This window comes from Streptomyces flavotricini (assembly GCF_020639365.1).
Lineage (GTDB): Bacteria > Actinomycetota > Actinomycetes > Streptomycetales > Streptomycetaceae > Streptomyces > Streptomyces flavotricini.
Genome location: NZ_JAINUL010000001.1, coordinates 6098043 through 6113649 on the forward strand (window position 1 = coordinate 6098043; position 15607 = coordinate 6113649).

18 protein-coding genes and 1 pseudogene are annotated in these 15607 nt (G+C 73.0%); 10 read left to right on the top strand and 9 right to left on the bottom strand.

Annotation, left to right across the window (positions count from 1 at the left end; translation table 11 throughout):
- Positions 1 to 21: 21 nt before the first annotated feature.
- On the top strand, positions 22 to 879 hold the full coding sequence (locus tag K7B10_RS27805) for a PhzF family phenazine biosynthesis protein (RefSeq protein WP_229340144.1): 858 nt from the start codon (positions 22 to 24) through the stop codon (positions 877 to 879).
- Positions 876 to 1433, top strand: a complete 558-nt coding sequence (locus K7B10_RS27810; protein ID WP_229340146.1) for a GNAT family N-acetyltransferase — start codon at positions 876 to 878, stop codon at positions 1431 to 1433. Before K7B10_RS27805 ends, K7B10_RS27810 begins: the two co-directional genes overlap by 4 nt.
- Before the next feature lie 76 nt (positions 1434 to 1509).
- Here the strand turns inward: K7B10_RS27810 and efeU are convergent, their stop codons facing one another.
- The 4 genes from efeU to K7B10_RS27830 all read right to left on the bottom strand — a co-directional run bounded on the left by efeU (position 1510) and on the right by K7B10_RS27830 (position 5934).
- A complete protein-coding gene (gene efeU / locus K7B10_RS27815) occupies positions 1510 to 2358 on the bottom strand; it encodes an iron uptake transporter permease EfeU (RefSeq protein WP_229340148.1) in 849 nt (282 codons plus the stop codon).
- A 25-nt stretch (positions 2359 to 2383) separates the two neighbouring features.
- Positions 2384 to 3691: an iron uptake transporter deferrochelatase/peroxidase subunit gene (gene efeB, locus K7B10_RS27820; protein WP_229340150.1), complete on the bottom strand. Its 1308-nt coding sequence runs from the start codon at positions 3689 to 3691 to the stop codon at positions 2384 to 2386.
- Positions 3692 to 3713: 22 nt separating this feature from the next.
- Positions 3714 to 4859 carry an iron uptake system protein EfeO gene (gene efeO, locus K7B10_RS27825; protein ID WP_229340152.1) on the bottom strand — a complete coding sequence of 382 codons (1146 nt, stop codon included), beginning with the start codon at positions 4857 to 4859 and terminating at the stop codon, positions 3714 to 3716.
- Between the two features lie 184 nt (positions 4860 to 5043).
- Positions 5044 to 5934: a heme ABC transporter ATP-binding protein gene (locus K7B10_RS27830; RefSeq protein ID WP_229345457.1), complete on the bottom strand. Its 891-nt coding sequence runs from the start codon at positions 5932 to 5934 to the stop codon at positions 5044 to 5046.
- A 55-nt stretch (positions 5935 to 5989) separates the two neighbouring features.
- On the opposite strand from K7B10_RS27830, the pseudogene K7B10_RS41670 reads away from it, so the two are divergent.
- From K7B10_RS41670 to K7B10_RS27845, 4 genes and pseudogenes are all read left to right on the top strand, one after another.
- A pseudogene (locus K7B10_RS41670) lies at positions 5990 to 6142 on the top strand (HtaA domain-containing protein); the annotation flags it as partial.
- Positions 6143 to 6350: 208 nt separating this feature from the next.
- Positions 6351 to 6572 carry a hypothetical protein gene (locus tag K7B10_RS27835; protein WP_229340154.1) on the top strand — a complete coding sequence of 74 codons (222 nt, stop codon included), beginning with the start codon at positions 6351 to 6353 and terminating at the stop codon, positions 6570 to 6572.
- A gap of 20 nt (positions 6573 to 6592) precedes the next feature.
- On the top strand, positions 6593 to 7294 hold the full coding sequence (locus K7B10_RS27840) for a PhzF family phenazine biosynthesis protein (RefSeq protein WP_229340155.1): 702 nt from the start codon (positions 6593 to 6595) through the stop codon (positions 7292 to 7294).
- A gap of 66 nt (positions 7295 to 7360) precedes the next feature.
- A complete protein-coding gene (locus K7B10_RS27845; protein ID WP_229340157.1) occupies positions 7361 to 7738 on the top strand; it encodes a hypothetical protein in 378 nt (125 codons plus the stop codon).
- A 78-nt stretch (positions 7739 to 7816) separates the two neighbouring features.
- On the opposite strand, the gene K7B10_RS27850 is transcribed toward K7B10_RS27845, so the two are convergent.
- Together K7B10_RS27850 and map are read right to left on the bottom strand one after the other, a co-directional pair.
- Entirely contained in the window at positions 7817 to 8464 is a 648-nt protein-coding gene (locus tag K7B10_RS27850; RefSeq protein ID WP_229340158.1) for a biliverdin-producing heme oxygenase, read from the bottom strand.
- A 168-nt stretch (positions 8465 to 8632) separates the two neighbouring features.
- Positions 8633 to 9490, bottom strand: coding sequence for a type I methionyl aminopeptidase (map, locus tag K7B10_RS27855; protein WP_030156294.1), 858 nt, complete (start codon positions 9488 to 9490; stop codon positions 8633 to 8635).
- A gap of 72 nt (positions 9491 to 9562) precedes the next feature.
- On the opposite strand from map, the gene K7B10_RS27860 reads away from it, so the two are divergent.
- Positions 9563 to 9802: a hypothetical protein gene (locus K7B10_RS27860; protein WP_229345459.1), complete on the top strand. Its 240-nt coding sequence runs from the start codon at positions 9563 to 9565 to the stop codon at positions 9800 to 9802.
- A gap of 49 nt (positions 9803 to 9851) precedes the next feature.
- On the opposite strand, the gene K7B10_RS27865 is transcribed toward K7B10_RS27860, so the two are convergent.
- Positions 9852 to 10457, bottom strand: a complete 606-nt coding sequence (locus tag K7B10_RS27865) for a hypothetical protein (RefSeq protein ID WP_229340160.1) — start codon at positions 10455 to 10457, stop codon at positions 9852 to 9854.
- 113 nt (positions 10458 to 10570) lie between these two features.
- Here K7B10_RS27865 and npdG point away from each other — a divergent pair, with 113 nt between their 5' ends.
- A complete protein-coding gene (gene npdG / locus K7B10_RS27870) occupies positions 10571 to 11299 on the top strand; it encodes an NADPH-dependent F420 reductase (RefSeq protein WP_229340162.1) in 729 nt (242 codons plus the stop codon).
- Positions 11300 to 11359: 60 nt separating this feature from the next.
- On the opposite strand, the gene K7B10_RS27875 is transcribed toward npdG, so the two are convergent.
- Positions 11360 to 13447, bottom strand: a complete 2088-nt coding sequence (locus tag K7B10_RS27875) for a TerD family protein (RefSeq protein ID WP_229340164.1) — start codon at positions 13445 to 13447, stop codon at positions 11360 to 11362.
- Between the two features lie 230 nt (positions 13448 to 13677).
- Here K7B10_RS27875 and K7B10_RS27880 point away from each other — a divergent pair, with 230 nt between their 5' ends.
- Complete coding sequence (locus K7B10_RS27880; protein ID WP_229340166.1) at positions 13678 to 13872, top strand: hypothetical protein; 195 nt, start codon at positions 13678 to 13680, stop codon at positions 13870 to 13872.
- A gap of 30 nt (positions 13873 to 13902) precedes the next feature.
- Here the strand turns inward: K7B10_RS27880 and K7B10_RS27885 are convergent, their stop codons facing one another.
- Positions 13903 to 14703 (bottom strand): site-2 protease family protein, encoded by an 801-nt coding sequence (locus tag K7B10_RS27885; RefSeq protein ID WP_229340168.1) that lies wholly within the window; start codon positions 14701 to 14703, stop codon positions 13903 to 13905.
- Between K7B10_RS27885 and K7B10_RS27890 the strand changes: the two genes are divergently transcribed.
- On the top strand, positions 14702 to 15607 hold a 906-nt coding region (locus tag K7B10_RS27890; protein WP_229340170.1), incomplete at its 3' end, for an AfsR/SARP family transcriptional regulator. The two genes, K7B10_RS27885 and K7B10_RS27890, sit on opposite strands and share 2 nt — an antisense overlap.

The following is a 15607-nucleotide window of genomic DNA, read 5'->3' on the forward strand; positions in this document are numbered from 1 at the left end:
GGGCCGGGAGTTGGGACGATCATGACTGAGGTGCTGCGTTACACCGCCTTCTCTGACGACCCGGCCGGGGGCAACCCCGCCGGGGTCGTTCTCGACGCCAGCGGACTGGACGAGGCCGGCATGCTCCGGATCGCCGCCGCTCTGGGCTACAGCGAGACGGCCTTCCTGACCGCCCCGCCCGAGGGCCTCGGCGCTCCGGAGGGCCGGTCCTTCACCGTGCGGTACTTCAGCCCCAAGGCCGAGGTGTCCTTCTGCGGTCACGCCACCGTGGCCACCGCCGTGGCGCTGGCGGAGCGGATCGGTCCGGGCGAGCTGGTGTTCGCCACCCCGGCCGGTACCGTGCCCGTCTCCGTCACCGTGGCGGACGGGGGCCTGCGGGCCGTACTGACCAGCGTCGAGCCGTACGTCGAGGACGTCGCCCCGGCCGACCTCGCCGAGGCACTGGCCGCGCTGGACTGGCCGGAGGCCGATCTGGACCCGGAAATCCCGCCCCGGATCGCCTACGCCGGAGCCCGCCACCTGGTGCTCGGCGCCGCCACCCGGGCACGGCTCGCGGACCTCGCGTACGACTTCCCCCGGCTGGAGGCGCTGATGCGGCGCCTGGACCTGACCACGGTCCAGCTGGTGCACCGTACGGGCCCGGCGCTGTTCGACGTACGGGACCCCTTCCCGGTCGGCGGCGTCGTCGAGGACCCCGCGACCGGGGCCGCCGCGGCCGCCTTCGGCGCGTACGCGCGCGAGCTCGGCCTCGTTCCGGCGGCCGCCGTGCTCACGCTCCACCAGGGCCGGGACATGGGACGCCCGGGAGTCCTGACGGTGGAACTGCGCCCGGGCGATGCCCGGATCCGGGTGGGCGGCAGCGCGGTCCGCATCGGATGAGGGTGCGGACGTACGCGGAAGCCGAGCTGCCGCCGGACCTCGCGGCGCAGGTCGCCGATCTGGAGGCACAGGCCTGGCCCGGCGCCACGCCCGGGCACGATCCGGCGCTGGCCCCGCGGGTGATGGTGCTCGTGGACGAGGAGGGCGCGGTGGCCGCCTCCCTCGCGCTGCTGTTCAAGCCGGTCCGGCACGGCGGGCGGACGTACCGGGCAGCGGGGCTGAGCGCCGTCGTGACCCGGGACACCGCGCGGGGGCGCGGGTACGGCGGGCGGCTGGTGGCGGCGGCCCGTACGGCCCTGGCCGCCGATCCGGCCGTGGACCTCGTCCTGTTCAGCTGCGACCGGCCGCTCGTCCCCTTCTACGAGGCGGCCGGCTTCACCCGGCTGCCCGGGACCGTACTGGTCGGCGGGACGCCCGGGCAGCCGCTGGCCACGGACGCGCCCGGATTCGCCAAGGAGGTCCTGGCCGACTTCCCCGGAGCGGACACCGGGGCCGCCGCGTTCGCGGGTGCGCGGATCGCCCTGTACCCGGGGCTCGTCGACCGGCTGTGGTGACCCGGACCCGGACGCGCGGAAGGGGCCCGGATCGAGATGGTCCGGGCCCCTTCCGCATGCCGTGCGAGCCGCAGCCCTACGAGCCGCTCCCGGTCCGCGCGGGCGCGGTCGGCGCCGGCGCCTTCGTACGGGCGAACACCCCGAAGAACAGCAGCAGCGTCGGGACCAGGTAGGCCACCCACACGCCGACCTGGAGCCAGGTCGGGTCCGGCTGGAAGTTGAACGTGCCCTTCAGCAGGGTCCCGTACCAGCTGTCCGGGGGGACGGCCGTGGTGATGTCGAAGGCCTTGTGCATCAGGCCCGGCAGGAACTCGGCCTCCTGGAGGTCGTGCACCCCGTACGCGAGCACGCCCGCGGCGACCACGACCAGCATGCCGCCGGTCCACGTGAAGAACTTGGACAGGTTGATCTTCAGCGCGCCGCGGTAGAACAGCCAGCCCAGCAGGATCGACGATCCGATGCCGAGCAGCACGCCCACCAGCGGACCCGCGCCGTCGCCGGCCGCGTGCACCGACCGCCACACGAACAGCGAGGTCTCCAGGCCCTCCCGGCCGACGGCCAGGAACGCCGTGGTCACCAGGGCGCCCGTACCCATCGCGAGGGCCGCGTCGAGCTTGTCCTGCAGCTCGGCCTTCATGTGCCGCGCCGTGCGCTTCATCCAGAAGACCATCCACGTCACCAGGCCCACCGAGACGATCGACAGGCTGCCGCCGATCGCCTCCTGCGCCTGGAAGGTCAGCTCCGAGGTGCCGAACTCGAGCCCCGCGCCGAAGGCCAGGCTGAGCGCGGCCGCGAGGCCGACGCCGAGCCACAGCGGACCCAGCTTGTCCTTGTTCCCGGTCTTCACCAGGTACGCGATGAGGATGCAGACGACCAGGCTGGCCTCCAGCCCCTCGCGCAGGCCGATCAGATAGTTGCTGAACACGTCGGTTCCTTTCGAGTCCGCGGAACTACGCGAACAGCGCCCGGCCCCACCAGTCGTCCTTGTCGCGGACGCCCGGCGGGATGGCGAAGAGGGCCGAGCTCACGTGCTGGATGTACTCGTTGAGCCCGTCGTTCTTGGAGAGGTTGCGCTGGATCGGGATGAAGCCCTTGCGGACGTCGCGCTGGTAGGCGAGGAAGAACAGGCCCGCGTCGAGGCGGCCCAGCCCGTCCGATCCGTCGGTGAAGGAGTAGCCGCGGCGCAGGATCGTGGCACCGCTGTTGGTGTCCGGGTGCGCGAGACGCACGTGCGCCCCGGGCTTCATCGCCTTCAGGAACGGCTCGTCGCGCTCCTTCGACTTGCCGACCGGCGCGCCCTCGCCCTTGTCCCGGCCGAAGATGTCCTCCTGCTCCTGGAGCGGCGTACGGTCCCAGGTCTCGATGTGCATGCGGATCCGGCGGGCGACCAGGTACGAGCCGCCGGCCATCCACGCCGAGCCGTCCTTGGCCTCGTCCCCGACCCAGACGAACTTGTCGAGGGCGGCCGCGTCGGTGCCGGCGATGTTCCGGGTGCCGTCCTTGAAGCCCATCATGTTGCGCGGGGTCTGCTCGTCCGGGGTGGTGGACGAGGTCTTTCCGAAGCCGAGCTGCGACCAGCGCACCGCGACCTTGCCGAAGCCGATGCGGGCGAGCTGGCGGATCGCGTGCACCGCGACCTGCGGGTCGTCCGCGCAGGCCTGCACGCACAGGTCGCCGCCGCTCTTGGCGGGGTCGAGGTTGTCGCCGGGGAACTGTTCCAGGTCGACCAGGGCCTCGGGGCGCCTGCCCTCCAGGCCGAACCGGTCCTTGGCGAAGAGCGAGGCGCCGAAGCCGACGGTCAGCGTCAGCCGGGACGGCTTGAGGCCGAGGGCCTCGCCGGTGTCGTCCGGCGGGGCCTCGGGGAGGCCGCCGACGGCGCCCTCGCCGACGGGCAGCCCGGCGGTCATCCGCTCGGCCGCCCGCGTCCAGTCCTTCAGGAGCTGGACGAGCTCGGCGCGGTCCTTCGTCTTGACGTCGAACGCGGCGAAGTGCAGCCGGTCCTGGACGGCGGAGGCGATGCCCGCCTGGTGGGTGCCGTGGAAGGGCACCGAGGAGCCGCTGAGCGCGGCCGGGACGGGATCGCCGTCGCCGGTCAGCGCGGCGACGGTGCCGCCCGCCGCGGCGGCGCCGAGCGCGAGCCCGGCACCGCCCCAGCCGAGTACGGACCGGCGCGACGGCCCGCCCGCGGTGGCCGCGGCGGATTCGGCCGGCCCGGCGGCCTCGGTGCCCGAGCCGGTGGTGCTGATGTCGTCAGACATGGTCCGTACCCCTGATCACGCGTTACTTGGCGACGGTCGCGGCGAGCTTGGACAGCGGCTCGCCGAGGGCGCTGACAGCGTCCGAGAGCTCCTTGCGCTGGTCCTGGCCGACCGTGTCGTAGGCCGTGAAGTCGTAGCCGTTCTTGTCGGCGCGGTACTTGTCGAGCAGCGTGTTCATCGCGGCGAACTGCTTGTCCAGCTCGGCGGAGAGGGCCGGGTCGTTCTTGGCGGCGACCGGCTTCAGCAGCTCGTACGCCTTCTGGGCGCCCTCGACGTTGGCCTTGAAGTCGACCAGGTCGGTGTGGCTGTAGCGCTCTTCCTCACCGGTGACCTTGCCGCTGGCGACCTCGTCCAGCAGCTCCTTGGCGCCGTTGGCCATCGAGGTGGGGGTGATCTCCGCCTGGCCGACCTTCTTCTGCCAGTCGGTGAGGTCGGTCATCAGCTGGTCGGCGAGCTTCTTCTCGTCGTCGCCGATCTTCTTGTCGGCGAAGAGCGCCTTCTCCAGGCGGTGCCAGCCGGTCCAGTCCTTGGCCGGGTCCTGGCCGGCCTCCAGGCCGTCCTCGCGGACGTCGACCTTCGGGTCGATGTCGCCGAAGGACTCGGCGACCGGCTCGGTGCGCTCCCAGCCGATGCGGGACGCGGCGTACGCCTTCTTGGCGGCCTCCAGGTCACCGGCCTTGACCGCGTCCGCGAAGGCCTGCGCCTTGGGGAGGGTCTCGTCGGCCTGTGCCTGCACGTACTTGCGGTACTCGGCGACCGCGGCGTCCAGCTCGGGGCTGCGCTTCGCGGCGGCGCCGCCGGTGGCCTTGACCTTCTGGCGGATGCCGTCGCCCTTCATGCCGGGCTTGCAGGCGAACTCGTAGTCGCCGGCCTTGATCTCGGCGGTGATGGTCGCCTTGGTGCCGGGGCCGATGTTCTCCCGCTCGGCGACGATCCGGTCGTCCGGGAAGAGGACGTACAGCTCGGTGACCTTGGAGCCCTTGTTCTCTACCTCGATGGAGACCTTGCCGGCCGGGAACTCGGTCTTGGACAGCTCGCAGGCGGTGTCGGAAGCCGCGACCTTGATCGTGCCGTCGCCGCCGGCGCTCTTCTCGGCGCAGCCGGTGACGGCCGTGAGCGCGGCCACGGCGGCGACCGCGGTGAGGACGGTGAGGCGGGCGGGACGCATGCGGGCTCCTGGCTGTCTGGCGTTCGGCAGAGGGCTGCCCCCCCCGAGGGGGTGGTCGGTGAGGCGGACCTAACTTAACCGAGGCTTACCTGACTCGTGCTCGCGCGTCCAGTGATTCAGCGCACACGCCGGGCCGCCGGACACGGGGCCGTCACGGGACTTCCAGCTCCGACCCATGGGAGGGTCAAGCGGAGGTCAAGCCGGCGTGGCCGTTCCGCATGGCGGAACGGCCGTCGGCCCGCACCGAGGAACGCTCGCCGTCCCGTACGGGGACTGCAAGCGGAACCCCGGTGCGCGGATGGGGCAGCACTTCCACCGGCTGGCGGTGGACCAGGCTCAGCAGCCCGCCCCCGAACACCTCGGCCGGCGGCCCGTCCACCGCGATCCGCCCCTCGTGCAGTACGGCGGCCCGGTCGGCGTACGCGGCGGCCAGGCCGAGGTCGTGCAGGACGACGACGACCGCGTCCCCGGCCGCGGCCCGCTCCCGGCAGATCCGCAGCACCAGTTCCTGGTGGCGCAGGTCCAGGGCCGCGGTGGGTTCGTCGAGCAGCAGCAGCGGGGCCCGCTGGGCCAGTACGCGCGCCAGCGCGACCCGGGCCCGTTCACCGCCGGAGAGCGCCGAGAAGGGGCGGGCGGCGAAGCCGGCCACCTCCGTGGCGGCCATCGCGGCGGCCACCGCCTCCACGTCGGAGTCGGCGAGCGGGGTGCCGGCCCAGGGGGCACGGCCCATCCGCACGACGTCCGCGACCGGGAAAGGGAAGGACATCTGCGTCGACTGGGGGAGTACGGACCGGCGCAGGGCCAGCTCCGGCGCCGCCCAGTCGCCCTCCGGCCGCCCGTCGATCCGTACGAGCCCCTCGGCGGCGGGCAGATCGGCCGACAGAGCGGCCAGCAGCGTGGACTTGCCGGCTCCGTTCGGGCCGACCAGGGCCAGCACCTCGCCGGCCCGGGCGCTCAGGTCGACCCCGGCCAGCACCTCGCGCTCGCCGAGCCGGACGCGCAGGCCGACCGCCTCGGCGAAGGCGGCGCCGGGGGCCGGCCGGGCGGGGATGCCGCGCCTGCCGTGAACGGTCACCCCGGCGGACGGGGCCGTCGCGAGCGGCGACACCTTCGCCTTCTCCCTCGGCAAGGGCGAGCTCGACGTCAAGAAGCAGAAGCTGAGTGCCGCCTTCGCGGGCAACCTGCGCTTCCAGCGCGCCGACCACGGCGTCGACATGACCTTCGCCGACGTGCGGGTCAACGCCGAGGGCAAGAAGGGCACCCTGGTCCTGGACGTGAAGTCGCCCACCGCCACCAAGGTGAACGTCCCGTTCGCCACGCTCGACCTGTCGAAGGCCGAGTACCGCCTCGGGCGGCCTGCTCACGCTGAACGCCGTCCCGGCCGCTTTCACGGCCGAGGGCGCGGCCGCCATCGGCGCCCCGAGCGCGGACTACGCCGAGGGCAAGCCGACCGACCCCGTCACGCTCTCGGTCTCCGTCGACAAGGACGTGGTGATCCCCACCACGGCGCCCACCACCACGCCCACGTCCACCACCGGCGGGGCGGGTGGCACGGGCGGCACCGTGGGCGGTGGCGGCAGCGTCGGCGGCAACCTCGCCAGCACCGGCGCCGAAGTCCCGGCCGGAGCCCTGCTCGCCACCTCCGGCGCGGTCGTCGCGGCCGGTGCCGGAGCCGTCTTCCTCGCCCGCAGGCGGCGCGCGGCGCAGATCTGAACCGTGTTTCAATTTCCCGCGTGAACGATCTCGATGTGCTCAAGGTCTTCTGCGCGGGCGACGGACGGCACGGCAACCTGCTCGGCGTCGTCCGCGACGGCCGGACCTGCCCCGACGACGCGTCGCGGCAGGCGCTGGCCGCCGAACTCGGCTACAGCGAGACGGTGTTCGTCGACGACCCCGAGCGCGGGGTCGTCGACATCCGCACCCCCGGCACGCGGATGTCCTTCGCCGGCCATCCGCTGGTCGGGGTCGCCTGGCTGCTGGACATCGAGGAGCTCCAGCCGCCGGCCGGCTCCGTATGGGCCCGTGACGACGGGGAGTTCACCTGGATCACGGCCCTCCCCGAGTGGGTCGAGGGCAAGCGCACCGAGCAGTACGCCAGCCCGGCCGAGGTCGACGCGCTGCCCGCGCCACCGCCCGGCGAGGGCTGGCTGTACGCCTGGGCCTGGGAGGACGAGACGGCGGGCCGCATCCGGGCCCGCGGCTTCCCTCGCCGCCCCGACGGGGTCATCGCCGAGGACGAGGCCACCGGATCGGCCGCGATCCTGCTGACCGCCGAGCTGAACCGGGCCCTGAACATCACCCAGGGCGCGGGCTCCCAGATCCTCACCGCGCCCGGACCGGACGGCACCGTCGAGATCGGCGGCCGCGTCCGCTTCGCGAAGCTCCCGCCGCCGCGCACCGAGCACGCGCGCACCGAACGGGCGCGAACCGAGTAGGTACCCAGGCCCGATTGAGTACCTCCGCGCTGGGGGCACGATGGGCCGCCGCGGTTCCATGGCCGCATGAACACGCCATCGAGCGCAGGCTGGCAGCAGCAGCAGCAGCCGCAACAGCCGCAGACGCACGTGCACCCGCACCCCGGCGAGACGCAGCCGTGGCTGCTGGTCCCGGCGCTCTTCACGGCGCTGACGCTGGTGGCCGCAGGCCTCGGCTACGCGTCCTCGTCCCTGCCGCGCTGCCCGCTCTGGTTCTTGCTCCCGTACCTGCTCCCGCTGGGTCTGACGGCCCTCGCCTGGCGGCGGCCCCGGACCCCGGCGCAGCGTACGAACCGCATCGTGGCGGGCAGCATCGGCGCCGGACTCGCCCTCTTCTGCGCCAAGGCCGTCGAGACCGTGCTCATGTTCCTCGGCCTGGCCCTCTGGCTGATCCACGGTGACTGACGGCGGAACGGCGACGTCACCCCCGGCACCGAGCGGCGCCGGGGGTGACGTGCCGTCCGCGGACGCGTCGAGGGCGGGTCAGGCGCTCAGCGGGAACTCCGCGCCCAGCTCCCGGAAGACCGCGCCGTTGAAGTCGAAGGCGCGCTTGCACTCGTCGATGATGCGCTGCTTTTCCAGGTCGTCCGCGGCGATCGCGTCCAGCAGCTCGCGGTAGGTTCGCTTGAAGGCCGCGGGGTTGGAGATGCCGGCGAAGACGTAGAACCGCACGCCGTCGCCCTTGCGGGTGAAGCCCCAGGTCCGCTCCGCCTTGTCGCGGATGATCTGGCCGCCCGAGAGGTCGCCCAGGTAGCGGGTGTAGTGGTGGGCGACGTACCCGCCGGGCCAGGTGGCCGCGCACTCGGCCACACGGTCCGCGTAGGACTCGGTCGCCGGCAGCGCGACCAGCGTCTCGCGCCAGGACGGGCCGCGCAGGTGCGCCAGGTCGCGCTCGATCTCCGCCACGCGCATCAGCTCGGGCTGTATGAACGGTCCCGCCACCGGGTCGTCCTTCAGGGACTCGGCCGCGTCCTCCAGGGCCCGGTACACGAACCACAGCTGCTCGGTGTAGCGCGTGTAGGCGTCCACCCCGAGCCGGCCGCCGAGCAGGTCGCTCATGAAGGTCGAGGTCTCCGCCTCGGTGTGCTGCTCGTGCGACGCGACACGGATGACCGTAGAGAAGGCGTCCAAGACAATCCTCCGAAGACGGGACGAGGAATAACGGGCCCGGTGGGCGTGACGGCACCGCCGCCACGCCCGATCCTCGCGCTTAGGGTTACCTAAGTCAATGTCTTCCCGACGCCTTGTCGGTAAAACTCCTCCGGAGAACTTTTGGGAGGAGCTTTTCCCGGTGGGCCGCTACGGAAGGGTGAGGATCTCGGCGCCCGTGTCCGTCACGACCAGTGTGTGCTCGAACTGCGCGGTGCGCTTGCGGTCCTTCGTGACGACCGTCCAGCCGTCCGCCCACATGTCGTACTCGTGCGTGCCCAGGGTCAGCATCGGCTCGATCGTGAAGGTCATCCCGGGCTCGATGACGGTCGTGGCGTGCGGGCTGTCGTAGTGCGGGATGATCAGGCCGGAGTGGAAGGACGAATTGATGCCGTGCCCGGTGAAGTCCCGGACCACGCCGTAGCCGAAGCGCTTCGCGTACGACTCGATGACCCGGCCGATCACGTTGATCTGGCGGCCCGGCTTGACGGCCTTGACGGCGCGGTTCAGGGCCTCGCGGGTGCGCTCCACCAGCAGCCGCGACTCCTCGTCCACCTCCCCGCACAGGTACGTGGCGTTGTTGTCGCCGTGCACGCCGCCGATGAACGCGGTCACGTCGAGGTTCACGATGTCGCCGTCGCGCAGGACGGTGGAGTCGGGGATGCCGTGGCAGATGACCTCGTTCACCGAGGAGCACAGGGACTTCGGGAAGCCCCGGTAGCCCAGCGTCGACGGGTAGGCGCCGTGGTCGCACATGTACTCGTGCGCGACCCGGTCCAGCTCGTCGGTGGTCACCCCCGGGGCGATCAGCTTGGCGGCCTCTTCCATCGCCTGGGCGGCGATCCGGCCGGCGATGCGCATGGCCTCGATGGTCGCGGCGGACTGCACCTCCGGTCCGGTGTACGGAGTGGGCGCGGGCTTGCCCACGTACTCGGGCCGGCGGATGTTTCCGGGGACGGAACGGGCGGGAGAGAGCTCGCCTGGTACGAGCAGCGACTGGCCAGACATGCAAGCGAGTGTATCCAGCGGGGATGGGGCAGCATGGCGGCAGAGAGTGGTATCGAGAGGAGCCCGAAGACGATGGCCCTGTTCAAGAAGCGTCAGGTGGGCAAACCCGGCGAGTGGTACTACTGCCTGGTCCACCACAAGGTCGAGGAAGGCCCGGAGTGCCCGGCGAAGGACCGGTTCGGTCCCTACGCCACGCCCGAGGAGGCGAACCACGCCATGGAGACGGCGCAGGAGCGCAACCTCGAATGGCAGAACGACCCCAAGTGGAACGACAAGTCCCGCGAAGAGGGCGAGGGCACGAGCGCGCCGTAGGAATGTGAGGGCGCGGGGGCGCAGGGCTTCGGGCTCCGTGCCCCGCGGGCTACCAGCGGCTGGGCGGCGGTGCGGTCAGCTGGTCGGCCAGCCGCGCCAGCCGGTCCCGCAGCCGCCGCGGCCCGCGCCGCACCGGCAGGCCGTTCTCCCCGGCCGCCGCGCCGACCAGGTGCTGCACCGTGTCCAGGTCCGGTTCGCCGGCGCCCTCCCGTACGGACAGGGCGTCGTGCGCGAGCGCGCCGAGATCAGGATCCCCGCCGTGCAGCGACAGTACGGTCGCCCCCGCGCGCCGGGCGTCGTGCACCCGCTCCAGCAGCCCCGCCCCGGGCCGGTCCGGGGCCACCACCAGCAGCGTGTGCCCGCGCCGGGCCGCCTCCAGCCTGCCCAGCCCCACCGACAGGTGCGGCGGCTGCCCGGGCCGCACCCGGTGCCGTACGAGGGTGGGCGCCAGCTCCGGCAGCCCGGACCAGGCGGCCTCGTCCACCAGGTGCGCCGCCAGATGCCAGGGCTCGTACCGCTCGGTCCCCACCAGCAGCAGGTTCCCGCTGGCCGGCACGACCGAGTGCCGCAGCGATCCGGCGAAGCGGCGCGCGTCGCCGGGCCACTGCGTACCGGCGAGCACCTCGCGCAGCAGCGCGACCCTGACGGCGTCCATGCCGGCATCCTGCCGCAGGAAAGGGACCCGCGGGTGGACTTCGCCCCGCTTCGCCCGATGGTGGTGGCGCATGTCCGTTCGCCTCTCGGGATCACGGCATTACCCTCGCCCCCATGACCTCCACAGACAGCACGCAGAATCCGCCCGCCCCGGCAGCGGCGAAGGCGCCGGCCAAGGACCCGTGGGACCTGCCGGACGTCTCCGGCCTCGTCGTCGGCGTCCTCGGCGGCACCGGCGACCAGGGCCGGGGCCTGGCCTACCGGCTCGCCCGGGCCGGCCAGAAGGTGATCATCGGCTCCCGCGCCGCCGACCGCGCGCAGAGCGCCGCCGACGAACTGGGCCTCGGGGTGGAGGGCGCGGACAACGCCGAGTGCGCGCGCCGCAGCGACATCGTGATCATCGCGGTGCCGTGGGAGGGCCACGCCAAGACCCTCGAAGCCCTGCGCGAGGACCTCGTGGGCAAGCTCGTGATCGACTGCGTCAACCCGCTGGGCTTCGACAAGCAGGGCGCGTACGCGCTGCGCGTCGAAGAGGGCAGTGCGGCCCAGCAGGCCGCCGCCCTGCTCCCCGACTCCCGCGTGACGGCGGCCTTCCACCACCTCTCGGCGGTCCTGCTCCAGGACGAGTCGGTCGAGGAGATCGACACCGACGTGATGGTCCTCGGCGAAGTACGCGCCGACACCGACATCGTCCAGGCCCTGGCCGCCCGCATCCCGGGCATGCGCGGCGTCTTCGCGGGCCGCCTGCGCAACGCCCACCAGGTCGAGTCCCTGGTGGCCAACCTCATCTCCACCAACCGCCGCTACAAGGCCCACACGGGCCTGCGCGTCACGGACGTCTGATCCCGCCCCCCCTGCGCCCGGCGGAGGCCGGGCGCAGGGGGCAGGGCGCCGGGGGCCGCGTCAGCCCCGGCGGCCGGCGCGCGCCTCGACCGGGCCCAGATGCGCCACGACCCCCTGGTGGAAGCGGGACACGGCCTCGTCGACGCTGCGGATGAAGCCGGACTCCGCATTGCCGCGGGTGCTGCCCATGCCCTTGATCAGCGACAAACGGAACCCGGTGGGGGCCGCCCCGCCCTTGGGCAGCAGATCACCCGGCTCGGGGCGCAGCCGCTCCAGCGTGCCGCGCGGTCCGTTCCCGGCCTCGACGAGGGTCTCCACGTGCAGGTCCGCCGGGGCCTCGGCCAGCAGCCGGACCAGCCGCTTCACCGTGGTCAGCGGGTACGAGCCCTCCGGCGCCGGCACGTCCACGCAGGTGCGGACCTTGCCCGTGCGCAGATCGGCGGTGACCGCGATGACACTGCTCGTCCCGTCGATGCGCAGCTCCGCGGTGAGCCGCCCGTCCAGGCACAGCCTCTCGGCCGCGGCCGCACGGCGCGCCCGCTGGTCGCTGCCGCGCCGGACGCGCTGCACCGGGAGCGCCTTCTGCCCGAGCTCCCCGCCCAGGCGCAGGCAGACCTGGCGGATCAGCCGCTCCCAGCTCTCGACGACCTCGACGGCACGCGGGTCGTCGGAGGCGAGGGTCTCGTCCTCGATCCCCTTGCGCACGGGCACCCAGGCGGCGCCCATGTTCTGGAACCCGTGGCAGCCCGACTGGTCGTGCCGCAGGTATTCCAGCAGCTCCTGGAGCAGCCAGGCGTGCGCGGCGTTGCCCACGCCCTCGTGGTGGATCAGCATCTGGGCCTGGTGGGCCACCTCGGCCCAGGACAGGTGCCAGAGGCTGACCTTGTGCTTGCGCCGTCCGTCGATCTTGACGTCCACCATGGGCGCGCCTTCGAGGGCCACGTCGTTGGAGAGCGTGATCACGGCCTCGTAGCCGCGGCGGGCGGCGATGTCCATGTACTCCTGCACCTGCTCCGGCTTGAGCGGGTTGCCGTTCGTCTTCGTCTCCAGCAGGGCCGTCCAGAGCTTCCCGGCGCGTTCGACCCGGATCACGCCGTCCGGGCGGCGCGGGGTGTCGCCGTGGGGGAGGGACACCTCGGTGAAGGTCTGCATCCGTCCGGCGGGGGCGCCGAAGGCGGCGGTGAGGCGGCGGCCGAACTCCGGGACCTGCGCCATCACGGACAGCAGCACGGAGGTGGCGCGCACCTCCCGCTCCTTGTCGCTCTTCAGCGTCGGCACGGGGAACAGCCGGGCCGGGCGCCAGGAGTCGTTCTCGGCGAGCGAGCTCTTGGCCGCCCTGGGAAGGGTGACCTTCTTCTTGGTCGTGGTCGTACGGGGGCCCCGGCCGCGGGTCTGGGCGGGCACGGCGACGGGCTCGGCCGGTGCCGGTGCCGGTGCCGGTGCCGAGGCCGGAATCGGAGCCGGAGCCGGGGCCGAGGCCGGAATCGGAGCCGGGGCGACCGGCTCGGGCTCCGCGTCGGGCGCCTTGTCCATGGCTACGACGGCGGAGGCATCGGTGTCGGCGCCGTCCCCCGCCGCACCAGGCTCCCCGGCCTCCTCCGCCTCCTCGTTCACGGCGATGCCGAAATCGGTGGCCAGCCCGGCCAGTCCGGTCTCGTAGCCCTGCCCGACCGCGCGGAACTTCCACTCCTCGCCGCGCCGGTACAGCTCACCGAAGATGAACGCGGTCTCCACGCCCGCGTCGTGGATGGAGAACCCGACCAGCGGTTCCCCGGACCGGTCCGCGACCGTCATCCGCAGGTCGTCGAGGTCGCCGAACCGGGCGCCACCGTACTGGCTGGCCGCCACCACGATCCGCTCGACCCCCTCGGGCACGGCGGTCAGGTCCACCCCGATCCGGTCCTCGTCCCCGTTCCCGGTCGGCGTCTTCCCCAGCAGCTGCACGCTTCCGTCGGCGGCGGCCGGGTTGTTGTAGAAGTAGAAGTCGTCCTCGCTGCGGACCTTGCCGTTCGCGTCCACGAGGAGCACCGAGACGTCGGCGTCGCCGGCCCCCGACGCACTGCTCCAGCTCAGGCTCACCACCACGGCCCCGGCGTCCTCGCTGAGGGCCGTCAGGCTGACATTGGCGCCCTTTGAGATCTCCTGCATGTCCATCCCCCCAGTCGCCCGGCTCCGGCCGTGGCGGACCGTGCAGGCCGGACTGTCGCTCTTCCGTACCCGGCGACCGTAGCGGCGCGCCGCGCGGAAGATCGGAAAACGCCGGAAGAGGGCGGAAGCGGAATGCGGGGCGCGAGGGACGCCTTTACGGGAGCACCACGGGGCATGGGGGACACTGGTGGGGCTCTACCCCGTTCCGTGTCGCCGAGGAGCTGTTCCCCATGCCCCGCCTTGCCGTGTTCGCCATCGTCGTCTGCGTCCTGTCCGTGGCCGCGGCCGTGGTCGCCTTCGTGGAGGGCAGTTTCCTGGGGATCATCTGGGTGCTGCTGGCCGGCCTCACGTCGAACATGGCCTGGTTCTACCTGCGCAAGGCGAAGGCCGAGAAGGCCGCCGCCGGCTCCCCGCGCACGTCCTAGAGACGGCGCAGGTTCCGGTCGGGGGCGGGCTCAGCCCTGCGGGGCCGCGCAGAAGCCGTTCGTGTCCTGCCAGAAGCGGTAGAGGTCACGGCCGCAGAAGGTCTCCAGATCGGACACGCCCAGCGTGGACAGCAGGTTGCGCACCACGTCGAAGAAGTACCCGTTGACCTCCGGGATCCACAGCAGAGCGAAGACGGCGATCAGCCCGAACGGCGCCAGCGGCGCGACCTCGCGGCGGATCCGGTACGAGAGCCAGGGCTCGATGATCCCGTAGCCGTCCAGGCCCGGAACCGGCAGGAAGTTCAAGATCGCCGCCGAGACCTGGAGCAGCGCGAGGAAGGCGAGCGCGAAGCGGAACGCCATCGGGACCCCGTCGAGGGCGTTCAGCCAGAACGGCGCCGTGCAGACGACGGCGAAGGCCACGTTGGTCAGCGGGCCCGCCGCGGAGATGAGGCTGTGCTTCCAGCGGCCCTGGATCCGGTCCCGCTCGATGTAGACCGCGCCGCCCGGGAGGCCGAGGCCGCCCATGATCACGAAGATCACGGGGAGGACGATGCTCAGCAGCGCGTGCGTGTACTTCAGCGGGTTCAGCGTCAGGTAGCCCTTGGCCCCGACCGAGAGGTCGCCGCTGTGCAGGGCGGTGCGGGCGTGCGCGTACTCGTGCAGGCAGAGGGAGACGATCCAGGCCGAGGTGACGAAGAGGAACACGGCGAGCCCGGTGCTCGTCGAGTACCCCGTCCACACGGCCCAGCCGGTGACCGCCATGACGGCGAAGATGCCGAGGAATACGGAACTGATCTGCCGCTCACCGCGGCCGCCCTGATGACCCATGCGGCGAAACCTACCCCGGGCACGGGGCCAAAAGGAGTACGGGGCCGGGGCCCGGGCCAGCGACAATGGGCCGGTGCGTTACGCGATTCTCGGCATTGCCCAGGCCAGCCGCGACGACGGGAGCCCCGTCGCCGTCGGCGGAGCGCGCCTGAGGGCGCTGCTCACCGCGCTCGCTCTGCGCCCGGGGAGGGCCGTGCCGGTGCACCTGCTGGTGCAGCAGGTGTGGGACGGAGACCGGCCGGCGGACGCGCCGGCGGCGCTCCAGGCGCTGGTGGGCCGGCTGCGCAGGGCGCTGGGGCACGGGGCGGTGCGCTCGGTGGAGGGCGGCTACCTGCTCGCCGCGGCGGGCGACGACATCGACCTGTACCGCTTCGAGCGGCTCGCCCGGGCCGGCGCGACGGCCCGGGACCCGGCCGAGGCGGCGGCGCTGTACGAGGAGGCGCTGGCGCTGTGGCGCGGCCCGGCACTGGCCGACCTGCCGGACGCGGCGGCCGAGTCCGCCCGCTGGGACGCCCTGCGTCTGGACGCCCGCCGGGGCCGGCTCGCGGCGGCCCTGGCGCTGGGCGAGGCCGAGCGGGCCCTCCCCGAGCTGACCGTCCTGTGCGGGGAGCGCCCGCTGGACGAGCCGTTCCAGGTGCTGCGGATCCGGGCCCTGCGCGACACGGGCCGCCCGGCGGAGGCCCTGGCCGCCTACGAAGCCGTCCGGCGGGACCTGGCCGCCCGGCTGGGCACGACCCCGGGACCGGCCCTGCGCGCCCTCCACGCGCAACTCCTCGCCCCACCCCCCGAACCGGCGGCCGAACCCGCGCGGCCGGGCCCCGTCCCGACGGGCGGGCACGGCGCCGCGCAGCCCCCGACCCCCGCCCCGACCGCCCCCGGCGGGCCGGCTCCGGGCCCGGCCGGG